The 17,484-nt window shown below is 67.3% G+C and carries 13 protein-coding genes, 1 tRNA gene and 1 pseudogene; 9 read left to right on the top strand and 6 right to left on the bottom strand.

Translation table 11 applies throughout. The features are described 5' to 3' along the window. Positions 1-40: 40 nt before the first annotated feature. From QP166_RS17495 to QP166_RS17480, 4 genes and pseudogenes are all read right to left on the bottom strand, one after another. The gene (locus QP166_RS17495) at positions 41-1,435 is read right to left on the bottom strand and encodes a M20/M25/M40 family metallo-hydrolase (RefSeq protein ID WP_333917062.1); all 1,395 of its coding nucleotides are present in this window, start codon (positions 1,433-1,435) and stop codon (positions 41-43) included. Between the two features lie 59 nt (positions 1,436-1,494). Next, the gene (locus QP166_RS17490) at positions 1,495-2,346 is read right to left on the bottom strand and encodes an aspartyl protease family protein (RefSeq protein ID WP_333917061.1); all 852 of its coding nucleotides are present in this window, start codon (positions 2,344-2,346) and stop codon (positions 1,495-1,497) included. 113 nt (positions 2,347-2,459) lie between these two features. Beyond that, positions 2,460-4,792: pseudogene (locus tag QP166_RS17485) on the bottom strand (ligase-associated DNA damage response DEXH box helicase). Between the two features lie 267 nt (positions 4,793-5,059). Continuing rightward, a complete protein-coding gene (locus QP166_RS17480) occupies positions 5,060-5,239 on the bottom strand; it encodes a hypothetical protein (protein WP_333917060.1) in 180 nt (59 codons plus the stop codon). A gap of 73 nt (positions 5,240-5,312) precedes the next feature. Here QP166_RS17480 and QP166_RS17475 point away from each other — a divergent pair, with 73 nt between their 5' ends. The 3 genes from QP166_RS17475 to QP166_RS17465 all read left to right on the top strand — a co-directional run bounded on the left by QP166_RS17475 (position 5,313) and on the right by QP166_RS17465 (position 9,918). Next, a complete protein-coding gene (locus QP166_RS17475) occupies positions 5,313-6,311 on the top strand; it encodes a ligase-associated DNA damage response exonuclease (RefSeq protein WP_333917059.1) in 999 nt (332 codons plus the stop codon). A 188-nt stretch (positions 6,312-6,499) separates the two neighbouring features. After that, a complete protein-coding gene (locus QP166_RS17470; protein WP_333917058.1) occupies positions 6,500-8,125 on the top strand; it encodes a S10 family peptidase in 1,626 nt (541 codons plus the stop codon). Beyond that, the gene (locus QP166_RS17465; RefSeq protein ID WP_333917057.1) at positions 8,125-9,918 is read left to right on the top strand and encodes a DUF885 domain-containing protein; all 1,794 of its coding nucleotides are present in this window, start codon (positions 8,125-8,127) and stop codon (positions 9,916-9,918) included. The genes QP166_RS17470 and QP166_RS17465 overlap by 1 nt, the downstream gene beginning before the upstream one ends. A 179-nt stretch (positions 9,919-10,097) precedes the next feature. Here QP166_RS17465 and QP166_RS17460 read toward each other — a convergent pair whose 3' ends face one another. Further along, positions 10,098-10,775, bottom strand: coding sequence for an RlmE family RNA methyltransferase (locus QP166_RS17460; protein WP_333917056.1), 678 nt, complete (start codon positions 10,773-10,775; stop codon positions 10,098-10,100). Next, positions 10,772-11,809: a Ppx/GppA phosphatase family protein gene (locus QP166_RS17455; RefSeq protein ID WP_333917055.1), complete on the bottom strand. Its 1,038-nt coding sequence runs from the start codon at positions 11,807-11,809 to the stop codon at positions 10,772-10,774. Before QP166_RS17455 ends, QP166_RS17460 begins: the two co-directional genes overlap by 4 nt. 144 nt (positions 11,810-11,953) lie before the next feature. On the opposite strand from QP166_RS17455, the gene QP166_RS17450 reads away from it, so the two are divergent. The 6 genes from QP166_RS17450 (at position 11,954) to QP166_RS17425 (ending at position 17,477) form a co-directional block, all read left to right on the top strand. After that, positions 11,954-12,027, top strand: a tRNA-Gln gene (locus QP166_RS17450). A gap of 101 nt (positions 12,028-12,128) precedes the next feature. Beyond that, positions 12,129-13,790, top strand: coding sequence for a glycoside hydrolase family 43 protein (locus QP166_RS17445; protein WP_443027227.1), 1,662 nt, complete (start codon positions 12,129-12,131; stop codon positions 13,788-13,790). Positions 13,791-13,892: 102 nt separating this feature from the next. Next, positions 13,893-14,825: a serine O-acetyltransferase EpsC gene (epsC, locus tag QP166_RS17440; protein WP_333917054.1), complete on the top strand. Its 933-nt coding sequence runs from the start codon at positions 13,893-13,895 to the stop codon at positions 14,823-14,825. Next, positions 14,818-15,531, top strand: coding sequence for a gamma-glutamyl-gamma-aminobutyrate hydrolase family protein (locus QP166_RS17435; RefSeq protein ID WP_333917053.1), 714 nt, complete (start codon positions 14,818-14,820; stop codon positions 15,529-15,531). The genes epsC and QP166_RS17435 overlap by 8 nt, the downstream gene beginning before the upstream one ends. An 80-nt stretch (positions 15,532-15,611) precedes the next feature. After that, the gene (locus QP166_RS17430) at positions 15,612-15,980 is read left to right on the top strand and encodes a hypothetical protein (RefSeq protein WP_333917052.1); all 369 of its coding nucleotides are present in this window, start codon (positions 15,612-15,614) and stop codon (positions 15,978-15,980) included. Positions 15,981-16,037: 57 nt separating this feature from the next. Further along, a complete protein-coding gene (locus tag QP166_RS17425; protein ID WP_333917051.1) occupies positions 16,038-17,477 on the top strand; it encodes an MATE family efflux transporter in 1,440 nt (479 codons plus the stop codon). Positions 17,478-17,484: the final 7 nt, after the last annotated feature.

The following is a 17,484-nucleotide window of genomic DNA, read 5'->3' as shown; positions in this document are numbered from 1 at the left end:
GCCGTCCGCCATGCCTCAGGTGGCACTGCGGATCAACCGCTTAGCCCGCATAAGCCTTCACCAGATCGAACATATAGTCGCGCGCATCGTAGAGGGAGTCGACACGGATCCGCTCGTTCAGGCCATGGACGCCGCTGGTCTGCGGATCGACGAACGTCCCCGGCACGCCGTATACCGGAATGCCGATAGCCTCGAGGAACACGCCGTCGGTGGCGCCGGTCGACATCATCGGCAGCAGCGGCAATTTCGGGAAGTGCTTCGCCGCGATGCGCTTCATCGGCTCGATTACCTTCGGATCGAGCGTCGGCGGGATCGCGGTCGGGCGGACCGGCTGATTGGCGGTGACCGTCACCTTGTCCCCGGCGAGCCGCTCTAGCGTCGCCAGCGTGCCGTCGACCGTCTCGCCGGGGAAAATCCGGCAATTGACGTTGGCGGTCGCGCGTTGCGGCAGCGCGTTTTCGGCATGGCCGGCGTTGAGCAACGTCGCGACGCAGGTCGTGCGCAGCGTCGAATGGAGCACCTTGTCGCGGCTGACGATGGCGTCGGCGGCCTTGTCGGTCGGATCGGCGAGCAACCGGCGGATCGCGTCCGCCTGTTCGCTGTCAGCGCGCGCGGCGGTGGCGGTGAAATAGGCGCGGGTCGTGTCGGTGAAGTGCACCGGGAATTCATAGCCCTGCACCGCCTTGATCGCGTCGGCCAGCTCGTAGATCGCATTGTCGGGGGTCGGAGCGGAGCTGTGTCCGCCCGGGTTGGTGGTGACGAACGCATAATTCTGCGCGGCCTTCTCGCCGACCTGCACCGCGAGCAACTGCCGCTTGCCCGCCGCATCGAGCCGCCCGCCGCCGCCCTCGTTGAGCGCGAATTCGGCCGCGATCAGCTCGGGCCGGTTCTGCGCCAGCCACTGGGCTCCGTTGAACGCGAAGGTGGTTTCCTCGCCGCAGGTCAGCGCCAGCTTGATCGTCCGCTTCGGGCGATAATTCTGCTGGCGAAAGCGGATCATCGCATGGGCCCAGATCGCGGACATCGCCTTGTCGTCGACCGTGCCGCGCGCATAATAATAGCCGTCTTCCTCGACCAGCTTGAAGGGATCGCGCTGCCAATCCTCGCGCTTGGCGGCGACGACGTCGAGGTGGCCAAGCAACAGGATCGGCTTGGCGCTGGCGTCACTGCCCTTCAAGATCGCGACGATGCCGCCGTCGTTGGGATGTTCGGGGACGGAGAAGCTGGTGATGTCGGCATCGGCAAAGCCCGCCGCCTTCAACCGCGCGCCGACCTGCGCCGCCGCCTGCGTACAGCTGCCGACGTTCACGACCGTGTTGGTCTCGACCATCTCCTTGTAGAGGTCGAAGAACGCTTTCTGGTCGGGGCGTGTCTGCGCCGCGGCGCCCGTCGCCAGCATCGTCAGTACGCCGGCCGCGATCGCCACGTTATGCATCCACATTCCCCTTCGTCGTTGCGGCGACCGTCGCAGCGAAACGGCAGGGGTGCAATATCTCACAAGACGCGTGCGCGCCCCGCGTCGCGCGGCAGCAGCAGCCGTAACTCGCGGCGCGCGAAGTCGATATGTACGCGGCGGAAGAGCCGCAGCACATCCATCCCGAGCAGCAGCGCCGGCTTCCCCTCCAGCCCTAAGGCCGCGAACGGCCGCGCATCGGCAAAGCCGACCGGCAGCGAGCGGATCGTGGCGCTGCCCAGCGTCAGCATCGGCAACGCGGCATAATCGGTCGTGATGCTCTCACCGGTGACGCTGGTGAAGACGATCGGTATCCCGCCGCCGCGCCGCGTCAGCAAACGCCGCAGCGCCAGATTGCCGATGCTCACGCTCGTCCCGGTATCCAGCACGACGCGCACGCGCCGCCCGGCGACCGTGGCGTTGGTGACGACCAACTGGCCGAACAGGCTCTTCGCGCGCACGACGATCTCGCCGGGTTCGGGGCGAGGCGGCTTTACGCCCACTGCCGGCGTCACCGCCATCCGTTGCTGGTCGAAATCGATCGTCAGCGCATGATTCTGCATCGCGTCGATGCCGAGAATACCGAGCGACCCCAGATCCTTGGCGTCGAGCGCCGGCGCCTCGACGCGCAGTGCGCCCAGCGTGCTGACCGACAGCGACGGGATCACGACCGTATCGACGATGCTGGTGCCGGTAATCGTCGTCATCCGAACCGTCGGGCCGGGTGGCAGCGCGAGCCGGGTCGCGAGCTGGCGCGAAATGACGCTGCGTTGCGCGCCCGAATCGATGATGAACGGATAGGGGCCGGCGCCGTCGATCCGCACCGGGACGGTCATCCGGTCTTCCTGATCTAGAAAGGCAAGATCCTCGCCGACGGCAGCGGTCGGCGGCATGGGAGGCTCGGGCGGAGGCGCCTGCTGCGCGGTCGCCGGCACGGCAGCGCAAGCAAGCAGCAGCGCGAGCAATCTCTCCATTACGCACAGCCTACGCCTCGCCGCGTACGCGATCAATCCACGCGCATCGCCTCCGCAGCGAGCGCTTCGGCCTCGATCAGCAGCGCATCGTCGGCGCTGCCGGTCGCCACCTTTTCGCGTCCGATCAGCGTCAACACCGGCACCGCCAGTGGCGTGACCCGCGGCAAATCGACATGCACCATCGTGTCCGCGGCGCGGTCGAGCAGATCGGCGAGCCGCCCGACGTCGGTCATCCGCGCGCGGGCATCGGCCCAGGCGGCCTGGAGCAGCACATGACCGGGCTCGTACTGGCGCAGCACGTCGTAGATCAGGTCGGTCGAGAAGGTCACCTGACGCCCGGTCTTGCGCTTGCCCGGGTGCTGGCGCTCGACCAGCCCGCCGATCACCGCCACCTCGCGGAACGCGCGCTTGAGCAAATGCGAGCGCTCGACCCATTCGACGAACTCATGTTCGAGGATATCGGCACTGAACAAGGCGGCGGGATCGGTGACCTTCTCCAGCCCGTAACAGGCGATCGCATAATCGTTGGCGACGAAGCCGAGCGGCTTGAGCCCCAGCGTCTCCATCCGCTTCGTCACCAGCATCCCAAGCGACTGGTGCGCGTTCCAGCCTTCGAAGCTGTACGCGACCATGTAATGCCGTCCTTCGCGCGGGAAGGTCTCGACCAGCAATTGCTCGGGGTGGGGGAGGGTCGAGCGACGCTGCTGGATCTCCAGCCATTCGCGCACGTCGTCGGGAAAGCGGTGCCATTCCGCGGGCGTGTCGAGGAAGCGCCGCACGCGGTTGGCGAGGTTTGTCGACAGCGGCATCCGGCTGCCGCCATAGGTCGGGATCCGCGCTGGGCGGCTGGTGGCGCGGACGATCAGATCCTCGGTGTCGATCTTCTCGACCTCGAGGCTCAACCCCGCGAAAAGAAGGTGTCGCCATGGCTCAGCGTCGCGGCGAAACCTTCCTCGACCTTGCCGAGTGCGCGTCCGTTGCGGAACCGCACCTTGAGCATCGTCGCCTCGACGATGATCCCGGCGTTGAGCCGATGCTGTGCGACGAACTTTGGGTGGCTCACGCGCCAGCGCCCGTCGGCATCCTGCGTCAGCCGCTTGAAGCGGTCGTAGGCGCGCAAGGAATAGCCGCCGTCGCGGATGAACCCGAGCACGCGGTCGAACAATTCTTCGGTGAGCGCCGAATATGGCAGGGCGGAGCGGAGTTCGTCCAGCATCGCCGCCTGCTCGAACGGCGCGGCGCAGGCGCAGGCCATGACATGCTGCGCGAGCACGTCGAGCGCGCCCATGCGGAACACGTCGCTGTCCAGCTCGCCCGCTTCGACCGCGTCGAGCGCGGCGCGTGCCTCCAGATATTCGAAGCGGTTGCCGGGAACGAGGATCGCTTCGCTCGCCTGATCGAGCCGGTGGTTCGAGCGCCCGATCCGCTGGAGCAGCCGCGACGAGCCCTTGGGCGCACCCATCTGGATCACGCAATCGACGTCGCCCCAGTCGACACCGAGGTCGAGGCTGGCGGTCGCCACCAGGGCGCGCAGCCGGCCGTCGGCCATCGCGTTTTCGACCTTGCGACGCGCTTCCTTCTCCAGGCTGCCGTGGTGGATGCCGATCGGCAGCTGCATCGCATTGGCCTTCCACAGATCCTGGAAGATCAGCTCGGCGAGGCTGCGGGTGTTGCAGAAGACGATCGAGGTCTTGTGCGTCTCGATCTCGGCCATCACCTGCTCGGCGGCATAGCGCCCCGAATGGCCGGCCCATGGCACGCGACCCTCGGGCAGCAGGATCGCGATATCGGGATCGACCCCGGCATCGCCATGGACCAACGCCACCCGGTCGATGTCGCCATCGGGCGCGAGCCATGCGCGATAGCCGTCCGGGTCGGCGACCGTCGCCGACAGCGCGACGCGGCGCATCGCGGGCGCGATCGTCTGAAGCCGCGCCATGCACAGGTTGAGCAGGTCGCCGCGCTTGCCGGTGGCGAAGGCGTGCACCTCGTCGACGACGATCGTCCGCAGCCCGGCGAACATCGTGAAGCTGTCGGGATAGCTGAGCAGCAGCGACAGCGACTCGGGGGTGGTCAGCAGGATCTGCGGCGGCTTGACCCGCTGTCGCGCTTTCCGGTCCGACGGCGTGTCCCCGGTGCGCGTCTCGACGCGCAAGTCCAGCTCCATCTCCTCGATCGGTGCAAGCAGGTTGCGCTGGATATCGACCGCCAGCGCCTTGAGCGGCGAGACGTAGAGCGTGTGGAGCCCGTCGACCGGCGCCTCGATCAGTTCGGTCAGCGTCGGGAGGAAACCCGCCAGCGTCTTGCCCGCACCGGTGGCGGCGATCAGCAGCGCGTGATGCCCGGCCCGCGCCTCGTCCAGCATCGCCAGCTGGTGCCGACGCGGCTGCCACCCCCGGCGCGTGAACCAGTCGGTGAGGACGGCGGGGAGGGTGGTCAATCGGATGTCCGGGTGGGCATGTCAGGGATGTAAGGGGTGGCGCGGGATGGGCAACCGGTTGCCCACCACTTCGTCATTCCCGCGAAGGCGTGAATCCAGACGCGCGGGTCGTCGTGAGAGCCACAAAGGTCAGAGGTTCTGGATCCCCGCCTTCGCGGTAATGACGGAGGCGTTGTGGCGTCTGACGAACAGTCACGGCGTCCGTGTACGATCCTCGGCGGATTGCTGCTTGTACAGCTCGCGCGTCGCCTGTTCCGTTTGCGCTTCCTCATGCGGCTTGCGGCGGTTGCGCAGCATCGCGAACAACAATGCCACCACCAGGATGATCGGCCCGGCGATCACCACGAAGCTCCACAAACTGTCGCCTGCCACTGGCTCTCTCCTGTATGTCGGATGGTCAACGACGCGTCGATGAACTTCGATCCGCGCGCGCGGTTGTTGCGGCATGGCAACGCTCGGCGACTGGCTCGAACCGCACCCGCACGGGCTGTACGTGCGCCCCGCCGATGCGTGGGTCGATCCGTCGATCCCGGTCGCACGGGCGCTCGTCACCCATGGTCATGCCGATCACGCGCGCGGTGGTCACGGCGAGGTGTGGGCGACCCCTGAAACGCTCGCGATCATGGACGCGCGCTATGGCGAGCAGGTCGGCCGACCGGTCGCCTATGGCGAGAGCGTCCGGCTCGGCGATGTCGAGGTCGGCTTCGTGCCCGCGGGGCATGTGCTCGGCTCGGCGCAGATCGTGCTCGATCATCGCGGCGAGCGCGTCGTGGCGTCGGGCGATTACAAGCGCCGCGCCGATCCGACCTGTGCGCCGTTCGAGCCGGTCAAATGCGATGTCTTCATCACCGAGGCGACCTTCGGGCTGCCGGTGTTCCGCCATCCCGATACCGGCGACGAGATCGACAAGTTGATCGCGCGGCTCCACGCCAATCCCGAGCGCTGCATCGTCGTCGGCGCCTACGCGCTCGGCAAGGCGCAACGCGTGATCGCCGAGCTGCGCGTGCGCGGGCATAGCGCACCCATCTATATCCACGGTGCGCTGCAGCGGCTGTGCGACCTCTATGCCGCGCATGGGGTCCCGCTTGGAGAGCTGCGCCCGGCAACCGGCGTCGCGAAGGCGGAGATGGCGGGGCATATCGTGATGTGCCCGCCGTCGGCGCTCAACGATCGCTGGTCCAGGCGGCTGCCCGACCCGATCACCGCGATGGCGAGCGGCTGGATGCGCGTGCGGCAGCGTGCGCGGCAGAAGAACGTCGAGCTGCCGCTGATCCTCTCCGACCACGCCGATTGGGACGAACTCACCGAGACGCTGAGCGAAATCTCGCCGCGCGAGGTTTGGGTGACGCATGGGCGCGAGGAGGCTCTGGTCCATTGGTGTATGACCCGCCAGATCCGCGCGCGCGCGTTGGCCCTGGTAGGATTTGAGGACGAGGATGATTGAAGCCGCCTCCGTCGTTGCCGCGCAGGTGGAAATCCAGAATCTCTGACGTTCGCGTCTCCATCGACGGACCTGCGCGTCTGGATTCCCGCCTGCGCGGGAATGACGGAGTAACGGAGGGGCTACAACGGCTTGCATCGTTTCCGTTGCGACGATTACACCAGCATCCCTGACCTATAGGGGATCGCCTGATGCGCTTCGGATATGCCGCCCTCCTGCTCGCCGCTGCGACGATGCCGGCGCTGGCGCAGGACAAGGACAAGCGGCCGGCCAAGAGCAATGCCGAAGTGCAGAGGGAGGAAGCCGACGCCGCCACCGCCAATGCGCCGGTCGAGGAACGCGAAGAACGCTCCAAGGGTGCGGTGACGGTCGCGGGCAAGCGGCTGGGCTATACCGCAACGGCCGGCACGCTGACGATCCGCGACATCGAGGGCAAGCCGACCGCGTCGATGTTCTACACCGCCTATACGCTCGACAGGACCAAGCCCGGCACCAAACGCCCGATCACCTATTTCTACAACGGTGGGCCGGGCAGCCCGACCTTCTGGCTGCACATGGGCTCGTTCGCGCCGATGCGGCTCCAGACCGGCAGCCCCGAGTTCATCCGCCCCGCGCCCTACGATTTCGGCCCGAACCCGTACACGTTGCTCGACAAGACCGACATGGTGTTCCTGGATGCGATCGGCGCGGGCTATTCGCGCCCGCTCGGCGATGCCAAGCCATCCGACTTCTACGGCACCGACGAGGATGCCGACGCCTTCGCCAAGGCGATCCTGCGCTATTCCACCAAGTACGGGCGCTGGAACTCGCCCAAGTTCATCTTCGGCGAAAGCTACGGCACGCTGCGGTCGGGGGCGCTGGCGTACCAGTTGCAGGACCGCGGCATGGCGCTGAACGGCGTGGTGCTGCTCAGCTCGATCATGAATTACGGCTATCGCCAGCCGGGGCTCGATCAGGTCTATCTCAATTACCTGCCGAGCTATGCCGCCACCGCCTGGTATCACAATCGGCTCGCCAACCGTCCGGCGGATGTCGCGACGGTGGTGCAGCAGGCACGCGACTTCGCGGTCGGGCCGTATATGTCGGCGCTCGCCAAGGGGCAGAACATCACGCCAGAGGAACGCGACAGCGTCGCGCGGCGGATGAGCGAACTGACCGGGCTTAGCCCGGAGTTCCTGATCCGCAGCAACCTGCGCGTCGATCTTGCGCGCTTCCAGAAGGAGCTGCTGCGCGGTTCGCGGCAGACGGTCGGGCGCTTCGATTCACGCTATGTCGGGGTGGACAGCGATGCGGCGGGCGAGCGGCCCGAAAGCGACGTGTCCTCGGATGCGATCTCGGGCGCGTTCATCGCGACCTTCAACGATTATGCGACCCACACGCTCGGCTATAAGACCGACATGCCATACCGCCTGTCGGCACGCGACGCGAAGGGCTGGACGTGGAACTGGAAGCACGACTCGCCGCTGCGCGGCGGCGGGCAGCAGAACAACCCCAACACCGCGGTCGATCTGGCAGCGGCGATGCGCGGCAATCCGTATCTGCAGGTGCTGTCGATGAACGGCTGGTACGACATGGCGACGCCGTTCTTCGGCACCGAGAACGACCTCGGGCACATGATGCTCGAACCCGCGCAGCAGCGAAATCTCTCCTTCACTTACTATCCGGCGGGGCACATGACCTATCTCAATCCCGACGCCCTGGTGGCGATGAAGCGCGACCTGTCGGCGTGGTACGACCGCGCGCTGGCGGTGGCGCGCTCCGATGCGCCGCCCGTGCCGCCATCAACCGCCGCCGCGACCGGGCAGGGGCCGAATTGATGCGCGCCCTGCTCCTCGCGCTGGCCGCGCCCGCCGCGATCGCTGCACAAGCTCCCGCCGCCCCGACCGCAATGGAGGATGCGCGGCTGACCGCCTTCCTTGACCGCGCGTTCGACGCGCGGATCGCGCTCAGCCCCGAGGCGCAGACCAGCCTCGGGCTCAAGACCAATTACGACAAGCTCGACGACAACACCGACGCCGCCGCGATCCGCGAGCGCGATCTGTCCGAGCGGCAGCTTCGCGAGATGCGTGCCAGCTTCTCGCCCGCCAGGCTGGGGCCGAGCGGCAAGCTGAGCTACCGCCTGTTCGAGGATCAGGTCGAGCGTGCACGCGACAGCTTCCGCTTTCGCAAGTGGCGCTATCCGGTGTCGACCAACGGCAGCCCGATGGGCGCGGTGCCGGCGTTCCTCATCAACAACCATCGCATCGACAGCGTCGCCGATGCCGATGCCTATGTCGCGCGCATCCGCGATTCGGAGCGGGTGATGCAAGAGACCGCCGCGCTGATGCGCGAGCAGGCGAAGATGGGGATCGTGCCCCTTAAGATGATTTATGCCCCGGTGCGGACGGACGCGCGCAAGGTGGTGACCGGTGCGCCGTTCACCGCCGGGGCGGACTCGGCGTTGATGGCCGATTTTCGCAAGAAGGTGACCGCGCTCAAGGCGTCCGATGTGGAGAAGCAGCGGCTGCTCGCCGCGGCGGCGGCGGCGATGACCGGGCCGATGAAGCGCGGTTACGATCTGATGTTTACGACGCTCGATCGACTCGAGCCGCAATCGACCGGCAATTGGGGCGCGTGGAAGCTGCCGCAGGGCGCTGCCTATTACGCGGTCCGGCTGCGCGATTCGACGACCACCAACCTGACCGCCGACCAGATCCACAACCTCGGGTTGCGGCAGGTCGCCGCGATCCGCAAGGAAATGGAGGCGGTGAAGACCCGCGTCGGCTTCAACGGCACGCTCGAGCAATTCTTCGAGGTGGTGCGAACCGACCCGCGCTTCAAATATCCCAACACCGACGCCGGGCGCGAAGCGTATCTGGGCGACGCGCGCAGCTTCGTCGCGCAGATGATGGCCGCCGCGCCGCAATGGTTCGAGCGGTTGCCCAAGGCGAAGCTGGAGGTGCGCGCGGTCGAGAAGTGGCGCGAGGGCACCGCCGCGACTGCCTTCTACAACCGCCCCGCGCCGGACGGGTCGCGGCCGGGCATCTTCTACGTCAACCTCGTCGACATGAACCAGACGCAGAAGATCCAGCTCGACTCGATCGCCGCGCACGAGGCGGCGCCTGGACACCATTTCCAGATCGCGCGCGCGATGGAGCTGGACGGGCTGCCGAAGTTCCGCACGCTCGGCGGCTATGGCGCCTATGTCGAGGGCTGGGGGCTCTACAGCGAGCGGCTCGCCAAGGAGATGGGGGCGTACAAGGACCCCTATGCCGAGTTCGGGATGCTCTCCAACCAGGTGTGGCGCGCGATCCGGCTGGTCGTCGATACCGGCGTTCACTCGAAGCGCTGGACGCGCGAACAGGCAGTCGCCTATTTCCGCGCCAACAGCTCGGTCAGCGACACCGATATCGGGCGCGAGGTCGATCGCTACTTCAACTGGCCGGGGCAGGCGACCAGCTACATGGTCGGCCAGCTGAAGATCGCCGAGCTGCGCGCCAGGGCCGAGCGCGAGTTGGGACCGAAGTTCGACATCCGCAGCTTCCACGAAGCGGTGTTGGGGCAGGGCGCACTGCCGCTCGATGTGCTGGAGGAGCAGGTGGACGCGTATATCGCGGCGAAGAAGGCGTAAGCGCCCGTCATTGCTACGCTCGCAATGACGTTTGAGGGCCGCAGGTTTACCCAATTTCATTGGCCACCCCGGCGAAAGCCGGGGCCTAGTTGGGGCACGTCACCGCATTGCAACGTAGTGCCCGCTACTGGACCCCGGCGTCCGCCGGGGTGACGGTTGTGTGGGTGACGCGACCGGCGCTACTCCTCCGAAACCGCAGCGCGCCCCTTGAACCCCTGCGCCACCACGAACCACTCGACCGAGCCCTTGCGGCTGGACGGCGGCTTGGCGTGCTTCACGGTCGTGAAGTTGCGCTTCATCTCCGCGACCAGCGACGAATCGGCGCCGCCGGCGAAGACCTTCGACACGAACGTGCCACCCGGCCGCAGCACGTCGACCGCGAACGCCAGCGCGGTCTCGACCAGCGCCATCGTGCGAAGCGCATCGGTTTGCGGATGGCCGACGGTGTTCGCCGCCATGTCCGACATCACCAGATCGGGCGCACCGCCCAGCGCCTCCATCAACTGGCCCGGCGCGGCATCGTCCATGAAGTCCATCTCGAAGATCGTCACGCCATCGATCGGATCGACCGGCAACAGGTCGATTCCGACGATCGCCGCGTGGGGCGAGACGCGGCGCACCACCTGGCTCCACCCACCCGGCGCGATCCCGAGATCGACGACGCGTTTGACGCCCTTGAGCAACCCGAACCGCTCGTCGAGTTCGATCAGCTTGTACGCCGCACGACTGCGATAGCCCTCGGCCTTGGCGCGACGCACGTACGGGTCGTTGAGCTGCCGCTCGAGCCAGCGCGTCGATTGCGCGGTGCGGCGCTTGGCGGTCTTGACCCGCTGCCGCCCAACTCCTGCGCCCCTCATGCACCCGTCTCCATCAGCCGGCGCAGGATACCTTCGCGAATCCCGCGATCCGCGACCCCGAGCCGCTCGGCGGGCCACAGGTCCAGAATGCCTTCGAGGATCGCGCAACCCGCGACGACCAGATCGGCGCGCTCGCGGCCGATACAGGGCAGTTTGGCGCGCTCGGTGAGCGACATGCCCGCCAGTTCCTGGCTGATCGTGCGCATCGCCGCGGCCGGCGCGATCAACCCGTCGACCTGCGAGCGGTCATAGCGTTCGAGCCCGAGGTGGACGCTGGCGAGCGTCGTCACCGTCCCCGACGTGCCGAGCAGCCGCGGTACGCCGCTCGGCCGCGGCAGTCGTGCCGCGAACGGCGCGAAGCTTTCGGCGACGAGGGTGCGCATCCGCTTGTAGGCGCGTGCGCGCTCCTCGGTGGTGTTGCCGCCGCCCGCGCTTTCGGTGAGCGAGACGACCCCCCATGGCGCACTATGCCAGTCGCGGACGCGCGGAACGGTGGTGTCGGCATCGACCAGCACCAGTTCGGTCGACCCGCCCCCGATGTCGAAGACCAGTGCCGGGCCGGTGCCAGGTTCGAGCAGTGCATGGCAGCCGAGCACCGCCAGCCGCGCCTCTTCCTCGGCCGAGATGATGTCGAGGTGGATGCCGGTTTCCTCCAGCACGCGCGCGATGAACGATGCCCCGTTGTTCGCGCGGCGGCACGCCTCGGTCGCGACCGAGCGCGCCAGCGTGACGTTGCGGCGCTTCAACTTGTCCGCGCAGACGCGCAACGCCGCGATCGTCCGCTCGATCGCGGCGTCAGACAGCGCGCCGCTGTGCGCAAGTCCCTCGCCGAGCCGGACGATTCGCGAAAAGGCGTCGACGACGGCAAAGCCGTCGCCTTGCGGCCGCGCGATCAGCAGGCGGCAATTGTTGGTGCCAAGGTCGAGCGCGGCATAATGCCGCGGCGCGCCGCGCGTATGGCGCGGCTGGGGTCGTGCCGAACGGGCAGGAGCGATCGCCTGCCGGCGCGGCAATTGGGCGGGAAAATCCACCATTGCCGTCAACTTTCTTACATCTGCCGGACCGGGATCGCCCCTGCGATCCCCCGGTGCTTGATCTAGAAGCTACACAGTCGCGCTACCTTGGGCAAGGCAGGCGTTGACACCGCGACCGCACGCTTATAGACGCACCCCCGCTGTTGCCCGATCCTCTAATGGTAAGAGAGCGGACTCTGACTCCGTCAATCAAGGTTCGAGTCCTTGTCGGGCATCCAGCTTCCCCTCACAGCATCGATCCTGACCCCGGAAGCCGCTGATCGCGCTTGCGATGATAGCGCTACCGGTTACTCTGCCCCGAAAATGACGGGAGAGGATCGTGGGTCTCAAGCTTCGAAACAGCGCGCTGCTTGGCGCGGTCGCGATCGGCGTCATCGCCTGCGCCGGAACGGCGGCGGGACAGACCGCCAGGTTCGAGCACTTCCGCTACGACGGCAAGGCACAGGAGCGTGCAACGGCAAGGCCGGGCGAATATCAGAACCCGATCCTCGCCGGCTATTATCCCGATCCGTCCGTGACGCGGGTCGGCGACGATTATTACCTCGTCAACTCGTCGTTTGCGCACTTCCCCGGCCTGCCGGTATTCCGCTCGAAGGATCTGGTGAACTGGACGCAGATCGGCAATGCGATCGATCGTCCCGAACAGCTCGACTTCACCGGCCGGCGTGTGTCGCAGGCGGTGTTCGCGCCCGACATCTCCTTCCACGACGGCACCTTCTACATCGCCAATACGTGCGTCGAATGCGGTGGCAATTTCGTCATCACCGCCAGGGATCCGGCGGGGCCGTGGTCGCAGCCGATCTGGCTGCCGTTCGAGGGGATCGATCCGTCGATCTACTGGGAGGGTGACCGCGCCTATATCGTCAACAATCGCGCGCCTGCCGAGCCACCGCGCTATGACGGGCATCGTGCGATCTGGGTGCAGGAATATGACTGGCGCGCCGGCAAGATGGTCGGCGAGAGCACGATGCTCGTCAACGGTGGGGTCGATCTGTCGAAGAAGCCGGTGTGGATCGAGGGGCCGCACCTGCTGCGCAAGGATGGCTGGTATTATCTCAGCGCGGCAGAGGGTGGCACGAGCGACAACCATTCGCAGGTCGTGTTGCGTTCGCGAACCCTGCGCGGACCGTTCGTGCCCTATGCCGCCAATCCGATCCTGACGCAGCGCGACCTGCCGCCTGGCCGTCCGCACCCGGTCACCTCGGCAGGGCATGCCAAATTCGTCGAGACACAGAATGGTGACTGGTGGGCGACCTTCCTCGCGACCCGCCCCTATGCCGACGGGCTCTATAACATCGGGCGCGAGACGTTCCTGCTGCCGGTGACGTGGAAGGATGGCTGGCCGCATATCCTCGAACGCGGCATGCCGATCCCCTTCACCGCGCCGCGTCCAAAGCTGCCTACCGGCGCAAAGCCCGCGCTGCCGACCAGTGGCGATTTCGGTTATGCCGATGATTTCGCAGGCACCCGGCTGGCGATGCAATGGATCGGCATCCGCACGCCCAGGCAGCCGTTCCATCGTGTCGCCGGTGGCGCGCTCGAGCTGCGCCCCGGCGCGCGCTTCGGCGACCTGAACGGCGTGCCGTCCTTCGTTGGGCGGCGCCAGCAGCATCATGTCGCGACCGTCTCGGTGACGATGCGCTACCAGCCGGGCAAGGATGGCGCCCGGGCGGGGCTGGCGGCGGTGCAGAACGACCGTTCGCTGCTATTGTTCGGGGTGACGCGTGTGCAGGGCAAGCCGATGATCGCGCTGTGGGCCCGCGCCGATGCGGACGGCGATACGCTCGTCGCCAGCGCCCCGATCGACGCCGCGAAACCCGTGACGCTGACGCTCCGTGCCGACGGCGGGACGATGGCATTCGACTATGCGGCGGGGGGCCGGCGCAGGACGTTGCGCGACGGTGTCGACGCGCGCTTCCTCAGCACTGCGCGCGCGGGCGGGTTCGTCGGTACGGTGATCGGCCCGTTCGACGAACCTTGAGCGGGCCAGCTTGGGGGCAGTCCAGCTTTGGGGGACCCGGCCTGCTTCTTTCAACACCCACGATAACGATGGGATATGATGCGCGTCGAACGAGGAGCGCGCATGACCGATCAACGCAATTCAGTGCCGGTGGCGGAAGCGGTAGCCGAGCTGCGCGATGCGCGCAAAGCGTGGCGGGCGCGGCATGACGACGGGCACGATACCACCAGCTTTCCGTCGCGTGGCGCGCTGGAGCGGGTGATCGAGCTGCTGTCCGCCGCGCTCTACCCGCGCCGGCTGGGCCAGTTTCGTGGTGCGCCGGCGGAGGAAGACGCGTTCGTCGCCGCCAAGTTGCTCGCCGCCGCCACCGAGCTGGAGCGCGAGGTCGCCGCCGAGCTGGGCTATTGGCAGGCGGAGGCGAGCAGCGGCACCTTCGATCGCGACCAGCCGGCGACGATCGTGCGGCTGTTCGTCGCCGGGCTCGGCGAGATCCGGCGGCTGATCGACAGCGATGTCGAGGCGGCGTTCCTCGGCGATCCCGCGGCACGCAGCGCCGACGAGATCCTCGTCTGCTATCCCGGCGCGATCGCCAGCCTGTACCACCGGCTGGCGCATCTGCTCTACGAACTCGGCGCACCGATCGTCGCCCGGCTGATCTCCGAACTGGCGAACGAGCGCACCGGGATCGACATCCATCCCGGCGCGACGATCGGGCCGTCGTTCTTCATCGATCACGGCACCGGCGTCGTCATCGGCGAGACTGCGATCATCGGCGCGCGCGTCCGGCTGTACCAGCATGTCACGCTGGGCGCGCGCACGCCGCGCGGCGATGATCCCGATCGGCCTCGCACGCGTTATGCGCGGCACCCGATCGTGGAGGACGATGTGGTGATCTACGCCGGAACGACGATCTTGGGGCGGGTCACGATCGGCGCGGGCGCGATGATCGGCGGCAATGTGTGGTTGCTCGAGGACGTCGCCGCCGGTCAACTGGTGGTTCAGCCCGAGGCGCAAGCGCATGACAATGCGACCGACTGGCGTGCGCACGATGGCTGAGACGCGCAAACCCGTGATCGGCGTGCTGTGCTGCAACGAGACGGTGCAGCGGCCGGTGCAGGTGGTGGCGAGCCGCTTCGTCGCACCACTGGCGCGCGTGTCGCAGGCGTGCGTCGTGCTGGTTCCGGCGATCGCCGAATCGTGCGACGTCGCCACGCTAAGCGACTATCTGGATGGCCTGCTGTTGACCGGCTCGCGATCGAACGTCGCGCCGACGCGCTATGGCGCTCCCAATGACGAGGAGGGCGGCGTGCTCGATCGGGAGCGCGACGACGTGGCGCTGACGATGGCCGACGCGATGATCTCCGCGGGCAAGCCGGTGTTCGGGATCTGCCGGGGAATGCAGGAGATCAACGTGCTGTTCGGCGGCACCTTGTCGACCGAGCGCTGCTGTGGCCGGCATTTGCGCGGCGGCTGGGATCACGCGGATTACGCGACGCTGTTCGACCACCGCCATGACGTGCAGCTCGCCGCCGATGGCACGCTCGCCGCGCTGACCGGCGAGCAGCGGCTGTCGGTCCATTCGGTTCACGAACAGGCCGTCGAGCGGCTCGGTGACGGGCTGACGGTCGAGGCGTGGTCGAGCGACGATGGCGTGATCGAAGCGATCGCCGCGCGGCCCAACGGCGCCGATGTGCTGGCGGTTCAGTGGCATCCGGAATGGGACGTCGAGAGCAATGCGAGCAGCCACGCTTTTTCGCGCTGATCGGCCGCTCGCTCCGCGGAGCATGACGCAACAAAGCTGCGAGTTCGGCGATTGACCACGCCAAACCACGGAGGAAGACGATGAAGCCGCTCGCCCTGCTCGTTCCGCTCGCCGCGCTGGCGCTCCCCGCCTGCTCGGACCGCGCCGAGGATCATGCCGAGCGCACCGGCAATGCGATCGCCTCCGACATCGAACGCGCCTCCGACAATGTCGTGCAGAGCGTCGACTCGCTGACCGATCGTCTTGCCGACCACGTCACCAATCGCGTCGATGGCCTTGCCGCCGATCAGATCGATCGCGCCGCGGATCGTATCTCCGAGGCATCCGACCGGCTGGAGGACGAAATCCGCCGCCACGGCGACCGGACGCGGGATCGCGCGGGGGCTGCGCTGGAAAACGCCGGTGCCGATCTTCGTGACCGTGACGCGGCGGATCGCGAGCGACGCTGATCGCCCCCTGTCGCCGCCGCCGCCCGCGCGCTAGAGCAGCAATCAAGGGGACAGAAGATGGCGCGCGGATCGCAACAGGATTTGACGACCGGTCCGATAGGGCGGACGTTGCTGGTGTTCGCGCTGCCGACGCTCGGCTCCAGTATCCTGCAATCGCTCAACGGGTCGATCAACGCGATCTGGATCGGGCAATTCCTCGGCGAACGTGCGCTGGCGGCGACCACCAACGCCAATATCATCATGTTCCTGCTGATCGCGGCGGTGTTCGGCTTCGGCATGGCCGCGACGATCATGATCGGCCAGAACATGGGCCGGCGCGATCTGGATGCGGTGCGGCGCGTGCTCGGCACGTCGGTCGGGCTGTTCACGCTGTTGTCGATCGTCACCGTGGCCGTCGGATTGCTCGCCGCGCCAGCGATCCTGCGCGTGCTGGCGACACCGGCGGAGGTCTATCCACTGGCGCTCGCCTATCTGCGCGTGATCTTCGTCGCGATGGTGCCGGGATTCGTCAGCGTGCTGCTGACGATGGCGCTGCGCGGCACCGGTGACTCGATCACCCCGCTCAAGTTCATGGCGCTGGGTTCCGTGATCGACGTGGCGCTCAATCCGTTGCTGATCCGCGGCTACGGCCCGGTACCGGCGCTGGGGATCGAGGGATCGGCAACCGCAACGCTGATCGCCAATACGGTGTCGCTGGTCGCGCTGCTCGTCTACATCTATCGCCGCGATCTGCCGATCCGGTTGCGGGGTGCGGAGTGGCGCTATGTCCTGCCCGACGCGGCGCTGCTGCGGACGATCGTCGCCAAGGGCGTACCGATGGGGCTGCAGATGCTGGTGGTCTCGACCTCGGCGCTGGCGATGATCGGGCTGGTCAATCGCCACGGCACGGCGACGACCGCGGCGTACGGCGCGGCGAACCAGTTATGGACCTATGTCCAGATGCCCGCGATGGCGGTCGGCGCGGCGGTCAGCGCGATGGCGGCGCAGAATATCGGCGCGGGGGCGTGGTCGCGCGTCGATCGGATCACGCGGGTCGGAATCGTCACCAATCTGGCGCTCACCGGCGGGCTGGTCGTGCTGCTGACCCTGCTCGACCGGCACGTCTTGTGGCTGTTCCTCGGGCAGGACAGCGGCGCGGTCGATATCGCGGTGCGGATCAACCTGATCGCGGCGTGGAGCTTCGTGCTGTTCGGTGTGTCGATGGTCCTGTCGGCGACGGTGCGCGCGAACGGTGCGGTGGTCGGGCCGCTGGTGATCCTCGCGCTCGCGATGTTCCCGCTGCGGCTCGGCATGGCAGCCGGGCTGGAGCCGACATGGGGCGCGGACGCGATCTGGTGGAGTTTCCCGGCCGGGTCGATCGGCTCGATGCTGATGATGATCGCTTTCTATCGTCACGGCGGCTGGCGGCGCAGCAAGCTGCCCGCCGCGCCGCACGAGGGCGAGGAACAGGCGATGGCCGAATGCGAGCCGGCCGCGAAGACGATGCCGGTCGGCTGACGCTCGG

The sequence above is a fragment of the Sphingomonas sp. LR60 genome (assembly GCF_036855935.1).
In the GTDB taxonomy this organism is placed as follows: domain Bacteria; phylum Pseudomonadota; class Alphaproteobacteria; order Sphingomonadales; family Sphingomonadaceae; genus Sphingomonas.
Note: the sequence above shows the minus strand (reverse complement) of the source record. Positions and strands in the feature narration are given on the sequence as shown.